We start from the raw sequence: 17,141 nt of genomic DNA on the forward strand, positions 1-17,141 counted from the left end.
ATATTGCCACTTTTTTATACCGAAATATACACTTTTTGGCAATTTAACAGAGCCTTTTTTAATATTATTTTATCATAAGTTATTAACAATCAGATTGTTAATTTGTTTTTAAGGAATGACTAAATATGGAAAATAAAAAAGGAATCAACTGGTTTTTTGCCCTTATCGCATTTACTTTAGGCTTGACATTATTCAAACACATCGACTTTGCAACATTCACTTTGAAAGACCCGTTTTTAGATGTTCTTTATCTCATTGTATTTGTACTATCTATTTACTTTATGTTAAAAGGTAAAAAGCAGTCTTGAAAATATGCTTCCGTTTTTAAATGTCCCCAGTTCGCTCCTGCTATTAAGGAATACTTCCATCCTTTTGATGCCTTGATGCGTTCTAAAACTAAAAAACCCGACAGCTTTCCAAAAACTGTCAGGTTTATCTTTTATTTGGAAATCTCTTAGTGATTCACTTTTGCCATTTCCTCAGGATTGTGTTTATGTTTGAAAAGCACTGAAAACGCAACGGCAATTACCAAAGCATAGGCAGCAAAACTCAACCAGATATTGTGCCAATCTCTAACTCCATCGTGTGTAAAAAAGGTATCGATCACTTGACCGCTGATGATTCCGCCAAAGAAAGCACCAAAACCATTAGACATCATCATAAACAAACCTTGGGCACTAGAGCGAATAGAAGAATCGGTAGTTGTTTCGATAAACAAGGAACCCGAGATATTGAAGAAATCAAATGCCATACCGTAAACGATACAAGACATAATAATCAGAAATGTTCCACCAAATGAAGGATCTCCGTAGGCAAAGAATCCGAAACGCAACACCCAAGCTAACATCGAAATCAACATTACTTGCTTGATGCCAAATCGCTTCAAGAAAAACGGAATTGCCAAAATGAAGGCTGTTTCCGAAAATTGGGAAATCGACATTATTAAGGTTGATTTTTGTACCACAAAGCTTTCGGCGTATTCTGGCATTTTTCCAAATTCAGATAAATAAACATCACCATACATATTAGTCAATTGTAAAGCTGCGCCTAAAAACATAGAGAAAATAAAGAATATAGCCATTTTATAGGTTCCAAATAACTTAAAGGCATCTAAGCCTAATTTTTTGACAAACGAAGCATTCTCATCAATCAATTTTTGCGGAGGACATTTGGGTAAGCTAAAAGAGTAAATACCCAATACAATCGCTACAAAGGCCGAAATATAAAACATATTGGCAGAGGCTTTATTTCCAGATAAATTGGTCAGCCACATCGCGGCTATAAAACCAATCGTTCCCCAAACTCGTATGGGGGGAAAAACTTTGACAACATCGTAATTATTGTTTTTCAAAATAGTATAGGCCACTGAATTCGACAAGGAAATAGTGGGCATATAACACAACATCGCGACAAAAATTACCCAATAAAAAGTGGTTGGACTATCCACTTGAGGAATATAACAAAGTGCTAGTCCTCCTAAAATATGTAAAATTCCATACAGTTTTTCAGCATTGACCCAGCGGTCAGCAATAATTCCTGTAAGTGCAGGCATAATAATCGAAGAAAGCCCTAAAGTTGAAAATATAGCACCAAATTCGGCACCACTCCATTGTTTGGTTGCAAACCAATAATTACCTACAGTGATTAGCCACGCTCCCCAAACAAAAAATTGAAGAAAGCTCATCAACGTTAGCCGATTTTTAATATTCATAATAACTTAAGTTGAATTAAAAAAACATCTATTCTATTGGGTAAATCTAAGAATAATTTAAGATATCTGAATAATAAATAGGAATTCTTTTAAATAAAAAAACAGCTTCCGGGGAAAAGCTGTTTTTCTAACTAATTAACAAAAAAACTCAATTATGATTTCGTATAAGTAGGTTAAGTTTTTAAAATAGATTGTGGGGCAAACTTTTTAAATGTTTCTTAACTGAGTATTAATGTTTTATTTCTTGATGTAAATATAGATATTTCATCGATTAAAAAACAAATAAAATCGATGAAATACACAAAGTAAGTAAAATATTAAATATTACCTTACAAATATAGATAATTCACAATCTATAATCTAAGGAGAAAGTCGGTCAATTTTCCAATAATAATCTTCTTGTAGTTGGTACCGAATTCTATCGTGAAGACGATTAGGTCTTCCTTGCCAAAACTCTACTGCAACGGGACGAACTAAATAACCACCCCAAAATGCTGGGCGAGGAATTTCTTTACCTTCAAAATCACTTTCTAATTGTGCCAAAGAATCTTCCAAAACAGCTCTCGACGCAATAACTTCACTCTGATTGGAAACAATCGCACCCAATTTGCTTCCTGTTGGTCGAGACTCAAAATATCCATCAGAAAGATTCTCTGAAATTTTCTCGGCTACTCCTTTTATAATAACCTGCCGCTCCATTGAAGGCCAGAAAAACGAAAGGCAAACATTCGGATTATTGGCCATAGCCCTACCCTTTTCAGAATTGTAATTGGTATAAAAAATAAAACCTTCATAAGTGAATTGCTTCAGAAGCACCACTCTCGACTTGGGAAAACCATCCAATCCAAGAGTCGAAACCGTCATAGCATTTACTTCATCTACTCCGCCAAAATCCTCAACTTCGTGAAACCACCTGTTGAATAAATTGATAGGATCTTCTGGAATATTGGTTTCCAAAAGTTCACTTTTCTCATACGATTTTCTATAATTGCTTAAGTCTTCCATTTTTTGGGATTAGATTTTATGAATGCAAAATTACTGTGTTTTTTAATACCAAAACAAATATCAGCCACAAAGTCACAAAGCCACAAAGTTCAATTTTAAAAAGACAATTACTCAAGAAGAACATCTGTATAATTTCCTAAACAAGATACACCAACCAAAAGTTAAAATTACAAGTATTAACATTTCTTAGCGGCTTAGTGTCTTAGTGGCAACCAAATCAAAAATCGAATGATTTGCCATCATCTGCCAGTAGCACATTGGGGAAAATAGTTTCTGCTTGATCTTTGAAATGTCCTATTTTCTCGTAACGTGTAGAATAATGCCCTAAAATCAATTGTTTTACATTGGCTTTCAAAGCAATTCTAGCAGCTTCTTTGGCTGTGGAATGCATCGTTTTTCCAGCCAATGCTTCCTCTGAATCTAGGAAAGTTGATTCGTGGTACAAAACATCAACTTCTTTTATCAAGGGAATAATGCTTTCGTTATAGGCAGTGTCGGAACAAAAAGCATAGCTCAGTGGCGGCATAGGATCAAAAGTCAATTTGTCGTTTTCAATTACACGACCATCTTCCAAAGTGATGTCTTTTCCGTTTTTGATATTTTGGTAATAGCAGGTTTCGATCTCGTAGTTCAGCACCGCATCCAGATTCAATTTTCGCTCTCTTATCTTTTCCTGAAATAAAAAACCATTGGTGTAAACCCGATGATTTAAAGGAATAGTTTTCACAATTACTTTATCATCTTCAAAAATAGTTTCACTTTCTTTGGATTCTAATTCGTGAAAGTACAAATCGTATTTCGTCCAAGAATTTGACAATCGCAATTGCAAATTGACAATTTCCTTGATTCCTTTTGGTCCATAAATATGCAAATCGGTGGTTCTGTTGAGCAAGGCAAAAGTTGAAATCAAACCAATCAAGCCAAAAAAATGATCGCCGTGCAAATGAGAAATAAACACCTGATTGATTTTCGAAAACTTAATTTTGTTTTTACGCAATTGCACTTGTGTGCCTTCACCGCAATCAATGAGAAAAAGCCTATTCCTGATTTCTAATACTTGAGAAGTTGGATTAGTAATAGTTCTTGGAGTTGCCGCATAACAGCCGAGGATGGTTAAATTCAAAGTTTATTCGCTTATTTGGTTAATCGCTTATTTGGTTAATCGGTTATTTGGTTATTTAGTTATTCGATTAAACAGTTAAGCGAATACGCAATTAACCTTTTAAAACCCTAAATCTCTCTCAATCTCCTCCATTTCAATAATATCGTGGGCTTCCTGCAACGAGCGAACTATAGCTAATTTATCGGAAACCGCATTAAAATCAGGCTCCGAAGTCACAATAATAAATGATTTTTTTGCTTTTCTATGGGTTTTGGAAAGTGGCAAAAAACTTTCTATGTCTTTTACAGAAAGCGTTTTATACTTACTAATATCAACAATAATATTGCTTTTTTGGAACGTTTTGTATTCATTAGTTAATTTCAAACGAAATGAATCCAAATCACCTTGTGTATCTTTTACGATAACAGTATGCCCTTTTTGTTCTACCTTCATGACGCTAAAATTTATAGTATTGCTAATATACAAAGAAAATTTGTGCTTTGAAAATGGATGAAGAAATAATAATTATTGAATTTTGGATGCCAATAAATAAATTACTGCCATTCTGATGGCAACTCCATTTTCTACTTGGTTTAAAATCATAGATTGTTTGGAATCGGCCACGTCTGAGGTGATTTCAACCCCGCGATTTATGGGGCCAGGGTGCATAATGACGATCTCTTTATTAAGCGAATCGAGCAAGGTCTTGTCTAAGCCGTATTGTTGAGCATATTCCCGAGTTGATGGAAAAAAATTCACATCCATTCTTTCGTTTTGCACGCGAAGCATATTCGCTACATCGCACCATTCTAGCGCTTTACGTAAATTAGGTTCAACCGTAACACCAAGTGATTCAATATAACGCGGTATAAGTGTTTTAGGCCCGCAAACTTTTACTTCGGCACCTTGCATTTGCAATGCATAGATATTCGAAAGTGCTACTCTGGAATGCAAAATATCACCTACAATCACTACTTTTTTTCCAGCAACTTCGCCTAGTTTTTCTCGGATGGAATAACTATCCAGCAAGGCTTGAGTTGGGTGTTCGTGTGCTCCATCTCCAGCATTTACTATACTAGCTTTTACATTTTGAGATAAAAAGTGAGCTGCACCAGGATTAGAATGTCGCATCACGACCATATCGACTTTCATCGAAAGGATATTGTTTACGGTATCAATCAGGGTTTCTCCTTTTTTGACCGATGATTGCGCTGCTGAGAAACTAATGACATCTGCTGACAAGCGTTTTTGAGCTAATTCAAAGGAAAGTTTGGTTCGGGTACTGTTTTCGAAAAATATATTGGCAATGGTAATGTCGCGAAGTGAAGGAACTTTTTTGATGGGACGATTAATAACTTCTTTAAAATGATCAGCGGTTTCAAAAATGAGGTCGATATCTTTCTTGTTGATATATTTTATTCCTAATAAATGATTTACACTTAACTCGCTCATTTTATACTATTTATTAATTAAATAAACGGCATCTTCACCGTCTTGTTCTTTCCAACACACCTGAACTTTTTCGTCGTTGAAAGCATCGACCTGACGACCACGAAAATCGGGTTGAATAGGTAAATGACGACTAAAACGACGATCAATAAGTACTAATAATTCGATTTCGGATGGTCTTCCAAAAGATTGAATAGCAGTCAAAGCCGATCGAATACTACGACCTGTATATAAAACATCGTCTATAAAAACGACTTTCTTGTTTTCTACAATAAAATCAATTTGAGTTTTGTTGGCTTCCAAAGGTTTATTGGTTCGTCGGAAATCATCTCGAAAGAAAGTGATGTCCAAATAACCCAATGCAATTTTTGAAATGTTATATTCGATTTCCAACAGAACTTTTAATCGCTCTGCCAGGAAAGTACCTCGGGGTTGAATGCCAACCAAAATAGTATCCGAAAAATCAAGATGTTTTTCGACTAACTGACAGGCCAAACGGTGCAGAATTATATTGACTTCTTTTGAAGTGAGCAATACTTTTTTACTCATAATGAAGTGTTGTTTGGGATGTAAAGATAAACTTTTTTTGTCAAACTCAAATTTGAATTCTCGAAAAAAAACCGAATAATATTAATTGAATTTTATCTGCTTAACTCAAGTAGTTACAGTTTATGTCTTTCGAAAAAAGGATTACTAGAGCGAAGCAAACAGGCGAAGCAATCATACAAAATGAGCCACTTATGAGATTCCTCCTTCGTCGGAATGAACAAAACCAACAAAATTAGTTTCTAACAAATGCTGTACATAACAAAAATAAGCGAATTTATCTAATATCTAAAAATTAATTTTCAAAAAAAATCCCACCAAAATTCAGCGGGATTAAGTCTATTCTCTATATTCTATTTTCTTCTCTATCTCTTTAAGAATACATTTTTGTTCTTAATTCCTGAACACCTTCATTATCTAAGTATTCGTCGAAAGTCATATAGCGGTCGATAGCTCCTTTTGGTGTTAACTCCACTACTCTATTTCCCACCGTTTGAGCAAACTCGTGATCATGTGTGGTAAAAATAACAGAACCTTTATAGTTTTTTAATGAGTTATTAAAAGCGGTAATCGATTCCAAATCCAAGTGATTCGTTGGTTCGTCAATCATTAAAACATTGGCTCTTTCCATCATCATTCGAGACAACATACAACGTACTTTCTCTCCTCCTGACAATACATTACAAGTTTTGAGCGCTTCTTCTCCCGAGAAAATCATTTTCCCCAAGAAACTACGAATATTAACTTCGTCACGCTCTTCTTCGGTTTTTACCCATTGACGTAACCAGTCTACAAGTGAATAATCATTTTCGAAAAATGAATGATTATCGCCTGGCAAATAGGCCTGATTCGTAGTAACTCCCCAATCATAAGTTCCTGAATCGGCAGTTTGATTTCCGTTTAATATTTCATAAAATGCCGTTGTAGCACGTGAATCTTTTGAGAAAAGCACAATTTTATCTCCTTTGGCCATATTCAAATCGACACCATTAAACAAAAGTTCTCCATCAACAGAGGCGCTTAGGTTTTGCACATTCAAAATCTGATCACCCGCTTCACGCTCCTGATCAAAAATAATTGCAGGATAACGACGGCTTGAAGGCTTAATTTCCGAAATATTCAATTTAGAAATCATCTTTTTACGAGAAGTAGCCTGTTTCGATTTGGCCACATTCGCCGAAAAACGACGGATAAACTCTTCTAACTCTTGTTTCTTTTCTTCGGCTTTTTTGTTTTGTTGCGCCCGTTGTTTGGCAGCTAATTGGCTCGATTCATACCAAAATGTGTAGTTCCCAGAATAGTGATTGATTTTACCAAAATCGATATCCGAAATATGCGTACAAACTGCGTCCAAGAAGTGACGGTCGTGCGATACGACAATCACTGTATTTTCATAATTCGCTAGGAAATTCTCCAACCAAGCGATGGTTTCAAAATCCAAGTCGTTGGTAGGCTCATCCATAATCAACAAATCAGGATTTCCGAAAAGGGCTTGCGCCAAAAGCACACGCACTTTCATTTTTCCTTCCAAGTCAGCCATCATAGTGTAATGATTATCCTCATTAATACCAAGATTCGAAAGCATCGAAGCAGCATCTGATTCTGCATTCCAGCCATTCATTTCTTCGAATTGAACTTGTAATTCTCCTATTCTATCCGCATTTTCGTCAGAATAATCCAAATACAAAGCATCCATTTCGGTTTTTACTTTATGCAAAACCTTGTTTCCCATCATCACAGTTTCAAGCACGGTATGCTCGTCGAACATATTATGATTCTGATTCAAAACGGACATCCTTTTTCCGGGTTCTAAATGAATATTTCCAGAAGTTGGATCCATATCACCCGTAATGATTTTAAGAAAAGTCGATTTTCCAGCTCCGTTTGCGCCAATAACTCCGTAAATATTTCCTTGACCGAAAACAGTATTTACTTCGTCGAACAAAATTCTTTTGCCAAACTGAACTGATAAATTATTGATGGATAACATAAATTGATTTTTAGAAATTTTTTGCAAAAGTAGTTAAAAGTGTTCAGTGTTCAGTGTACATTGTCAAGTTTTTTAATTAAAACTAAAATTCCTATTATTAAATTACAGTTTGTTGAATAAACACTGCCGTTGGTTTATTTTTCAAAATTTTTATCTTCTAAAATTTTTTTTTCTTTCACATTACCGCTACATTTACCATTAATAAAATATTTTAAAAACTAATTTTCTTTAAAACCAATTCTCACCATGACTTCAGAAAGTTCAAAAACCAATTGGGGGCAATTTATTCCCCTTGTAACCGTTTTCTTCTTTTGGGGATTTGTCGCTGCCAGTAACGACATTTTAATCCCTGTTTTCAAAAAAGCATTTGATTTAACTCAAGGACAAAGCCAGTTTGTATCCTTAGCTTTTTATATTTCCTACACTGTGGGCTCCTTATTATATATGGGCATTTCCTTATTGATAGGTAAAGATTTAGTTAATAAAATTGGCTACAAAAATGGGCTTGCCTTAGGTCTAGTTATTTCGGCTCTGGGAACTTTATTGTTTTATCCTGCAGCCAATACGGGATCCTATACCTTGATGCTTGCCGGATTATTCATTGTTGGTTTGGGTTTTTCATTGCAACAAACCGTTGCCAACCCTTTGGCCATTGCTTTAGGACCAATAAAAACAGGTTCGCAGCGATTGACTTTAGCTGGTGGAATCAATAATTTTGGAACAACGATTGGTCCGCTAATCGTGAGCTTTGCCATTTTTGGCTCTGCGGCCTCCGGAAATACAGATATGAGCATCGAAAGCGTAAAAATTCCTTATTTGATCTTAGGTTTGGCATTTATAATTGTAGCGGTTTTATTGAAATTTTCTTCTTTGCCCGAACATCCAGAAACCATTGAAGAATCTGTTGAAGCGTCTGCTTCAGCAAAAAGTTCGGCTTTACAATACCCACAGTTAGTAATGGGAATGATAGCGATTTTCCTTTATGTAGGTGTAGAAGTTTCTACTGCTGCTAATTTACCAGCGTATATGGAAAGTAAATTGGGATTTGACATTGGAGATATTGCCCCTTATGTATCCTTATATTGGGCGAGTTTAATGATTGGTCGTTGGACTGGCGCTGTTGAAGCGTTTACCGACGATATGAGCATCCAAAAAATACTTCGATTCGTTGCTCCCTATTTAGCGTTTGGTGTTTTCTTATTAGTTAATGCCATTGCAAAACACGATTTAACTCCGTTCTATGTATATGGATTAATCATTTTAGTACTTATAGCCGCTGATATGGCTAGTAAAGGGAATCCAGCCCGAATGCTGCTTATCTTTTCGGTTTTAGGAATTATTGCCTTGTTTACAGGAATGGCGACAAGCGATATGATCAGCGTGTATGCTTTCACCAGTGTTGGTTTATTTTGTAGTACACTGTGGCCTTGTATCTTTACTTTGGCTGTAAGTGGTTTAGGAAAAAACACAAGCCAGGGAAGTAGTTTCTTGATTATGATGATTATGGGTGGTGGAATTGTAGCTTGGCTACAAGGAGAAGTTGCTGAAAGCATCGGAATTCAACCTAGTTATATTGTGGGTGTTTTATGTTTTGCTTATTTGGCATTCTATGCTTGGAAAGTAAGTGGAATTTTGAGAAGTCAAGGTATTGATTTTGACCAGAAAATTAGTGGAGGACATTAATAAATTTGACTATAAAACCAAAAAAAAAGGACTCGTTTTCGAGTCCTTTTTTTATTTGAGAATCAAACTAAACTGATTCTTCTGCTTCTTTTTTTGCTTTTTTCTCTTTGTAAGCTTCCCAAGTTGCTCCACCTACCCAGTAGGAAACGAAACCAACCAAGAAAAACATCAACCAAAATCCTATAGTAAGAACGGTTAAGAAAAGTAAAAAGCCTAAATACTGTGTAAAATCAAACATTTTTTCCGGAATTTTTGAATGTAGGTACAAATGTATGTTTAAATTTTTTTCTCAGCAATAAATTGTTGATAATATTTTAATTAAAACACAGTCATGCATCCAAATTGATTACGATTTTAAAATCTTAATTAATTATTCAGCAATTTATTTCGATAACAATTCAAAAACCTGATTGGCAATTTCGATCTCCTCATTAGTAGGGACAACCAATATCTTAGTTTTTGATTGTGGAGTATTGATTTCTCTGATTTCTTTTGAACGAATGTCATTTTTATCTAAGTCCAATTCAAGTCCGAAAAATTCCATATCAGTACAAACTAATTTTCGTATAAATGGTGAATTCTCACCAATTCCCGCTGTGAAAATAATGGCATCCAATCCGCCTAAAGCAGCCGCATAAGAACCAATGTATTTTTTGATGCGATAGGCATTCATAACCAAAGCCAATTGACAGTCTTTGTTTCCATTTTCGGCATTGGCTTCAATATCTCTCAAATCACTGAAACCTGTTAGACCCAACATTCCACTCTGTTTTTGAAGCATCGTGTTTACTTCGGCAAGGGAGTAACCCAAGGCATTTACCATATGAAATATTACCGATTGATCCACATCACCACTCCGAGTTCCCATCACCAATCCATTCATTGGACCGAAACCTAAACTAGTATCAATACTTTTTCCATCTCTGATAGCGGTCATACTGCAACCGTTTCCTAAATGGATGGTAATTATTTTGGATGAATTTTCTAGAAAATTGATTGCTTTTTCTGAAACATACTTATGACTTGTTCCGTGAAAACCGTAAACTCGAATTTTCTTATCAGTCAAAAGATAATTTGGGATAGCATATTTATAGGCTTCAATGGGCATGGTTTGATGAAAAGCAGTATCAAAAACGGCCACTTGTATTGCTTTATCAAAAATCTCCTCAGCGACCACTATTCCTTCATAGTTTGCAGGGTTATGCAAGGGAGCCAAATCAAAAAGTTGTTTAATTTTCTCTTTAACCTCATTGTTGATAATGGTGGTATTCGAAAAATTGCTACCTCCGTGAACCACACGATGGCCCACTGCTGTTATTTCATCGGTAGATTGTATTACTCCAATGGTATCATCCATCAATTTGCGAGCAATTTTTTGCAAGCCCGTTTTGTGATTTGGAATGGGTAAAATTTCTTCTGTCTTATTAACATTGGTTTGATAAACAAAACTAGAGGCTTCCTGGCCGATTCTATCGATGATACCAGAACAAATTACTTCCTGACTGGGCATCGCAATCATTTGATATTTGATTGATGAACTACCCGAATTTATTATTAAAATTTTCATTATTGAATTATTTTTTTGCTACAATCCCGATAGCTATCGGGACAAAGTCGCAAAGTTTTTATTAATTATTATATCTGAAATCTAAAGCCCTTGCGCTTGAATCGCTGTAATTACAACAGTATTGATAATGTCATCAACGGTACAACCACGACTCAAATCGTTAACGGGTTTGTTCAACCCTTGCAACATTGGACCAATAGCCAAAGCGCCTGTTTCTCTTTGCACTGCTTTGTAGGTGTTATTTCCTGTATTCAAATCAGGGAAAACCAATACGCTTGCGTGTCCGGCTACTTCTGAATTTGGCATTTTACTTTGACCCACTTCTAAATCAACTGCTGCATCATATTGAATTGGCCCTTCAATTTTCAAATCAGGACGTTTTCTTTTTACAATTTCAGTAGCCGTTCTAACTTTATCTACCTCGTCTCCTTTTCCTGAGGAGCCCGAAGAGTAAGAAAGCATGGCAACTTTTGGCTCAATACCGAACGCCAAACTTGAATCTGCCGAAGAAATTGCAATCTCTGCTAGTTGTTCTGCTGTTGGATTTGGATTGATAGCACAATCTCCAAAAATAGATACTCTATCTTCTAAACACATAAAGAATATAGAAGAAACTACCGATGAATTTGGTTTCGTTTTAATGAATTGCAAAGCGGGCAAAATAGTATGTTGCGTAGTGTGTGCTGCACCTGAAACCATACCGTCTGCGTGACCTTTATACACCATCATTGTTCCGAAATAAGAACCGTCTTGCATCAAATCTTTAGCAACTTCCACCGTCATTTTCTTTTCTTTTCGCAACTCATAGTAGGTATTTACATAATCATCATAATTTTTGTCTTTTCTAGGATTGATGATATGTACTTTGGTAAAATCGATATCCAAACCTAATTCTGCTGATCTGCTTGTAATTTGTTTTGGCTCACCAAGAATCGTAATTTCGACCACGTCCATAAACAATAATCTTTCGGCAGCGATAAGTATTCTATCATCGTTACCCTCGGGCAATACAATATGTTTACGGTGTTTCTTAGCTCTTTTGACTAAATTATATTGGAACATTTTTGGAGTCATTCCTTCGACTTCAAACTCGATGAATTTTTCAGTTAAACTATCTAGATCCACATATTTTTCGAAAGTATCTATCGACGTTTCAATTTTTTGCAGGTTGTTCGCGTAAATTTTAGGCTTGATATCCCCAATTTTATTGGTAATTACATAAGTTCCTTCATGTACTGCAATAATCGGCACAACAGGAGAAAGTCCCTCAATCAATTTCAGAATGGTTTCTTCTGGAATAATATTTCCTGTCAAAACGATACCTGAAATCGAAGGATAATTGATCGATTCATTGGCTTGTAATGCCCCTAAGATGATATCGGCTCTATCACCTGGAGTAATCACTAATCCATCCTCTTTCAAGTGCATTAAATAATTTCGAAGTTGCATTGCTCCAACACTAAAACTAGATATTTGATTGTTGAGATAGGCCTCTCCAAACAAAACTTCAGCATCTAATTCGTTGACAATTTCCTGAATCGTAATGTTTTTCAAACTTGAAATCATCGGGATTGCATCCACCAAAACACCTTGTGGCAAACTTTTCTTCAATCCAGCTTTAACCAATTCTATATTTTCGGGTAGTACTTTATTGGCAATGACCGACAAGACTTCAACATCTTTCATTTTGAAAGAATGATAGGCTAGACCAAGACTATCCACCAGTTCATCCAGGGTCTTACCAACTCCTGTACCCACAATAATTGCAGGAATTCCAAGGTTTTTAGCGATAAGTACATTCAAATCCATTTCGATTGCTGTACCTTCACCCATAAAACTAGTTCCTTCGACCAAAACAAAATCAGATTTATCCTCGAGTTGCTTGTATTTTTCAATAATCAAATCGAGTACCTCTCCAAGTTTTCCTTTGTTTTTCTTCTTGATCAATTTGCTCTTCTTGATGGCAAAAGTGTCATTATAATCAATATCCAAACCAAAATGGTTGATTACCGTTTCGATATGATTATCTTGCTGTCCGTCTTCAACATCTTCGACAATAGGCCTGAAATAACCCACTTTGGCAGTTTTACTCATCAGCATACTCATTAAACCTAGAGTAACAATCGATTTACCACTATCTTCCTCGCTTGTTGCGATATATATCGCTTTATTCATTTTATTATTATTTAAAATTTACAAATCTTGTTTTACTTATGCTATGCGAAATTTTGAATTATCAGTTTGGATGTTAAAACCAATGCCGCTTTTTAAAATAGAACATCATCCCTATAACCATCAAAAACATTACTCCAACGACAGTATAATAGCCATATTCATATTCTAATTCTGGCATATATTTAAAATTCATTCCATAAACTCCCACAATAAATGTTAGTGGAATAAATATCGCCGAAACAACAGTCAAGGTCTTCATTATCTCATTCATACTATGACTTTGAGCCGAAAAATAAAAATCAGAAGCGCTATGCAGCGTACTCATATCGGACTCAATTTGCTCTAATAACTCCAAACTTTTTTGATGTAATCTGGAAAAAAAACTAAAATTATCTTCCTCAATTGCATTGAAGACATTGTCGTCTTTCATGCTTTTTATTTCATACAACGAATCCCGAATTGGCGTTATAGCACGCTTCAAAAAATTAAAGTTATCACGATGCTGTTCTATTCGTTCTAAAATTATAGGACCTGCATTACTCTTCGTTAGATTGATTAACTCATCAATTTTGTTCTCTTCATTTTCGATAGTAATATAAAAATTCTCCATAATCGCATCAAGCAGCACATACAACAAAAAGTCAGCTTTTTTGGATCTTATGACTCCCGATTGCGCACGAAGACGCTCGCGAATATGAGTAAAAAAATCACTTCTCTTTTCTTGAAAGGAGATGAGCACGCCATCTTTCATCAAAAAACTAATTTGCTCAGCACGAATAGCATCAGAATCTCCAGCCGGTAGCAATGATTTAATATTGAAAAAAAGCAAATCGTGTTGCTCCTCTACCTTTGTTCTTCGATTGGTATTCAAAATATCGGCAAGCATATAGTCCTCTATCTTGAAAAAAGCTCCGATGTTTTTTATTAAATCAAGATCGTTTAGCCCGTGAACATTGATCCAATTCGTTTTTTGAATATCAATATACTTCTCCAATTCCACAAAATTGAGTTCCTGAAATTCAGAAATATGATTTTCATCATAAACAAACAATTGCATTTCTGAATCGGTTTCTTTATGAATTCCGGTGTATTCTAAATTGAACTGTTGTAGCCTTCTGCCTTTTTTATATTTGATCCTTCTCATCAAAAAAAAATTAATGTAGTAATATTACAAAAATCTTTTAAAATGATATGTGACTTTTATCAATTGTTGGAAATATTAATAAAAAAATAACATTTTTCAACATACTTATTCAAAATACAAAAGTATTTAGAAATAAACAGTTCATTTATGAGAATAATCATTTGTTTATTATAAAAATAGTGTTATAAAATGGGACTTTATTACTAACAATTTTGAAAAGGAATGAGAACCAGCATTACAAAATTATAACAGGAATTATAAACCAAAAAAAAAAAAACCGAGCCATTGCTGACTCGGTTTTTCATTATTTATGTTCTTCAGAAGATCCCGATAAAAATCGGGATAAGCGATTCACATCATTTTTTATTCAAAAAATGAGTTCTCTGCTTATTTCACCTCTTCGAATTCAACGTCTTCTACGTTATCTCCTTGTGGTTGTTCTCCTTGTGGTTGTTGCCCACCACCTTGAGCTTGTTCTCCTTGAGCGTACATAGCTTCAGTAGCTTTTTTCCAAGCTGCGTTGATGTTGTCAAGAGCTGTTTGAATAGCTGGAATGTCTTGAGATTGGTGAGCCATTCTCAATTCAGTCAAAGCGTACTCGATAGCTACTTTGTTTTCATCTGTCAATTTCTCTCCAAGTTCTTTCAATTGAGACTCAGTTTGGAAAATCATTCCGTCAGCTTCGTTCAATTTTTCAGCTCTTTCTCTTGCGATTTTGTCAGACTCAGCGTTAGCTTCAGCATCTTGTTTCATTCTTTCGATTTCTTCAGCTGTCAATCCAGATGAAGCTTCGATACGAATATCGTGAGATTTACCAGTTCCTTTGTCAGTTGCCGAAACTTTGATGATACCATTAGCATCAATATCAAAAGTTACTTCAATTTGTGGAACACCTCTTGGTGCTGGTGGAATACCATCTAAGTGGAAACGACCAATAGTTTTGTTATCAGCAGCCATTGCTCTAGCTCCTTGCAATACGTGGATTTCAACTGTTGGTTGAGAATCTGCAGCAGTAGAGAATACTTGTGATTTTTTAGTTGGAATAGTAGTGTTAGACTCTATCAATGTAGTCATAACTCCACCCATAGTTTCGATACCTAAAGATAAAGGTGTAACGTCAAGTAACAATACATCTTTTACATCTCCAGAAAGAACTCCACCTTGAATAGCTGCTCCAATCGCAACAACCTCATCAGGGTTAACTCCTTTAGACGCTTTTTTACCGAAGAATTTCTCCACTTCGTCAGCAATTCTTGGCATACGAGTAGAACCTCCAACCAAGATAACTTCGTCAATATCAGAAACAGATAAACCTGCATCTTTCAACGCTTTGGCAACTGGTGCCATAGAACGTTTTACCAATGAATCAGTTAATTGTTCGAATTTAGCTCTTGTTAATTTTTTAACTAAGTGTTTTGGTCCTGAAGCTGTAGCAGTTACATATGGCAAGTTGATTTCAGTTTCAGCAGAAGAAGACAATTCAATTTTTGCTTTCTCAGCAGCTTCTTTCAAACGTTGCAATGACATTGGATCCAAACGTAAGTCAATACCTTCTTCAGCGTTGAATTCGTTAGCCAACCAGTCAATAATTTCGTGGTCGAAATCATCTCCACCAAGGTGAGTATCACCATTTGTAGACAATACTTCGAAAACACCGTCACCCAATTCAAGAACAGAGATATCAAATGTACCTCCACCTAAATCGTAAACAGCAATTTTTTGATCTTTTCCTCTTTTATCCAAACCGTAAGCCAAAGCTGCAGCAGTAGGTTCGTTGATAATACGCATCACTTTAAGACCTGCAATTTCACCAGCTTCTTTAGTAGCTTGACGTTGTGCATCATTAAAGTAAGCAGGAACAGTAATAACTGCTTCAGTAACTGTTTGACCTAAATAGTCTTCAGCAGTTTTTTTCATTTTTTGAAGTGTCATAGCTGACAATTCTTGAGCAGAATACAAACGACCATCGATATCTACACGTGGTGTATTGTTGTCTCCTTTTACAATTTTATACGACACTCTTTTCGCTTCAGCCGAAACTTCACCAAAACCTTGTCCCATAAAACGTTTGATAGAAGCAATAGTCTTAGTTGGATTAGTTACCGCTTGTCTTTTAGCAGGATCCCCTACTTTAATTTCGCCACCTTCTACAAATGCAATGATAGATGGAGTTGTTCTTTTTCCTTCTGCGTTAGGGATAACAACTGCTTCGCTACCTTCCATTACAGAAACACAAGAGTTGGTTGTACCTAAATCAATTCCGATTATTTTACCCATTTTTACTATATTTAATTTTTATTGAATACTTATTTTAACAGTTCGAGTTGCAATAGTCAATCTTTGTGCCAAGACAATGACAGCCTATAAATTGTCAGTTTATGTTAGAATTGGCGGAAAATAATATGACAAGATGACATTTTTAATTCCCCTCTTGAGAGGGGTGACCAAAGGTCGGGGTGTGTTTTTAGTATTTATGCTGAGGGTTTCAGGAGCTATTTCCCGCTGTACACTATATCTCTTGTGGTCTCGTCTTAAAAACGAGACCACAAGAGGATGCCGTTTCCATCTGGGCTAGGGCATTCTGAATATCAAAAACATTATTTTATTATGAATCCTTCTGATTTAAAATAATATAATTTGCAAGAAAAAATTGTAACTAATCAGTCTCAAATATAGGGATTTTATTTCATGTCAAAATGACGTGAAATAAAATTCGAATTCATGCCACATAGTCATTGGATTTATTAGGTGAATCTTTTTATATTTTGT

The 17,141-nt window shown here is 35.4% G+C and carries 13 protein-coding genes; 1 reads left to right on the top strand and 12 read right to left on the bottom strand.

The annotated features are described in order from the left end of the window. Positions 1–454: 454 nt before the first annotated feature. The 7 genes from ACIQ1E_RS10515 to ACIQ1E_RS10545 form a co-directional block, all read right to left on the bottom strand. Complete coding sequence (locus tag ACIQ1E_RS10515; protein WP_396171261.1) at positions 455–1,711, bottom strand: nucleoside permease; 1,257 nt, start codon at positions 1,709–1,711, stop codon at positions 455–457. Between the two features lie 360 nt (positions 1,712–2,071). Next, positions 2,072–2,716: a pyridoxamine 5'-phosphate oxidase gene (gene pdxH / locus ACIQ1E_RS10520; protein ID WP_396171262.1), complete on the bottom strand. Its 645-nt coding sequence runs from the start codon at positions 2,714–2,716 to the stop codon at positions 2,072–2,074. Positions 2,717–2,933: 217 nt separating this feature from the next. Further along, positions 2,934–3,839 (bottom strand): ribonuclease Z, encoded by a 906-nt coding sequence (locus tag ACIQ1E_RS10525; RefSeq protein ID WP_396171263.1) that lies wholly within the window; start codon positions 3,837–3,839, stop codon positions 2,934–2,936. 99 nt (positions 3,840–3,938) lie between these two features. Then, on the bottom strand, positions 3,939–4,271 hold the full coding sequence (locus tag ACIQ1E_RS10530) for a ribonuclease Z (RefSeq protein WP_396171264.1): 333 nt from the start codon (positions 4,269–4,271) through the stop codon (positions 3,939–3,941). Positions 4,272–4,343: 72 nt separating this feature from the next. Next, entirely contained in the window at positions 4,344–5,270 is a 927-nt protein-coding gene (locus ACIQ1E_RS10535) for an aspartate carbamoyltransferase catalytic subunit (protein ID WP_396171265.1), read from the bottom strand. Positions 5,271–5,276: 6 nt separating this feature from the next. Continuing rightward, positions 5,277–5,816: a bifunctional pyr operon transcriptional regulator/uracil phosphoribosyltransferase PyrR gene (gene pyrR, locus ACIQ1E_RS10540; RefSeq protein ID WP_396171266.1), complete on the bottom strand. Its 540-nt coding sequence runs from the start codon at positions 5,814–5,816 to the stop codon at positions 5,277–5,279. A 370-nt stretch (positions 5,817–6,186) separates the two neighbouring features. Next, positions 6,187–7,803, bottom strand: coding sequence for an ABC-F family ATP-binding cassette domain-containing protein (locus tag ACIQ1E_RS10545; RefSeq protein ID WP_396171267.1), 1,617 nt, complete (start codon positions 7,801–7,803; stop codon positions 6,187–6,189). Between the two features lie 246 nt (positions 7,804–8,049). Here ACIQ1E_RS10545 and ACIQ1E_RS10550 point away from each other — a divergent pair, with 246 nt between their 5' ends. Further along, entirely contained in the window at positions 8,050–9,486 is a 1,437-nt protein-coding gene (locus tag ACIQ1E_RS10550; protein WP_396171268.1) for an MFS transporter, read from the top strand. 67 nt (positions 9,487–9,553) lie between these two features. Here ACIQ1E_RS10550 and ACIQ1E_RS10555 read toward each other — a convergent pair whose 3' ends face one another. From ACIQ1E_RS10555 to dnaK, 5 genes are all read right to left on the bottom strand, one after another. After that, the gene (locus ACIQ1E_RS10555) at positions 9,554–9,724 is read right to left on the bottom strand and encodes a hypothetical protein (RefSeq protein ID WP_315151203.1); all 171 of its coding nucleotides are present in this window, start codon (positions 9,722–9,724) and stop codon (positions 9,554–9,556) included. Positions 9,725–9,868: 144 nt separating this feature from the next. Then, the gene (locus ACIQ1E_RS10560) at positions 9,869–11,053 is read right to left on the bottom strand and encodes an acetate/propionate family kinase (protein ID WP_396171269.1); all 1,185 of its coding nucleotides are present in this window, start codon (positions 11,051–11,053) and stop codon (positions 9,869–9,871) included. An 81-nt stretch (positions 11,054–11,134) separates the two neighbouring features. Continuing rightward, positions 11,135–13,228 carry a phosphate acetyltransferase gene (pta, locus tag ACIQ1E_RS10565; RefSeq protein ID WP_396171270.1) on the bottom strand — a complete coding sequence of 698 codons (2,094 nt, stop codon included), beginning with the start codon at positions 13,226–13,228 and terminating at the stop codon, positions 11,135–11,137. A 73-nt stretch (positions 13,229–13,301) separates the two neighbouring features. Continuing rightward, positions 13,302–14,372 (bottom strand): magnesium/cobalt transporter CorA, encoded by a 1,071-nt coding sequence (corA, locus tag ACIQ1E_RS10570; RefSeq protein ID WP_396171271.1) that lies wholly within the window; start codon positions 14,370–14,372, stop codon positions 13,302–13,304. A 387-nt stretch (positions 14,373–14,759) separates the two neighbouring features. Next, positions 14,760–16,649, bottom strand: a complete 1,890-nt coding sequence (gene dnaK, locus ACIQ1E_RS10575) for a molecular chaperone DnaK (RefSeq protein ID WP_396171272.1) — start codon at positions 16,647–16,649, stop codon at positions 14,760–14,762. Positions 16,650–17,141: the final 492 nt, after the last annotated feature.

The organism is Flavobacterium sp. (assembly GCF_044348915.1).
Taxonomy (GTDB): domain Bacteria; phylum Bacteroidota; class Bacteroidia; order Flavobacteriales; family Flavobacteriaceae; genus Flavobacterium.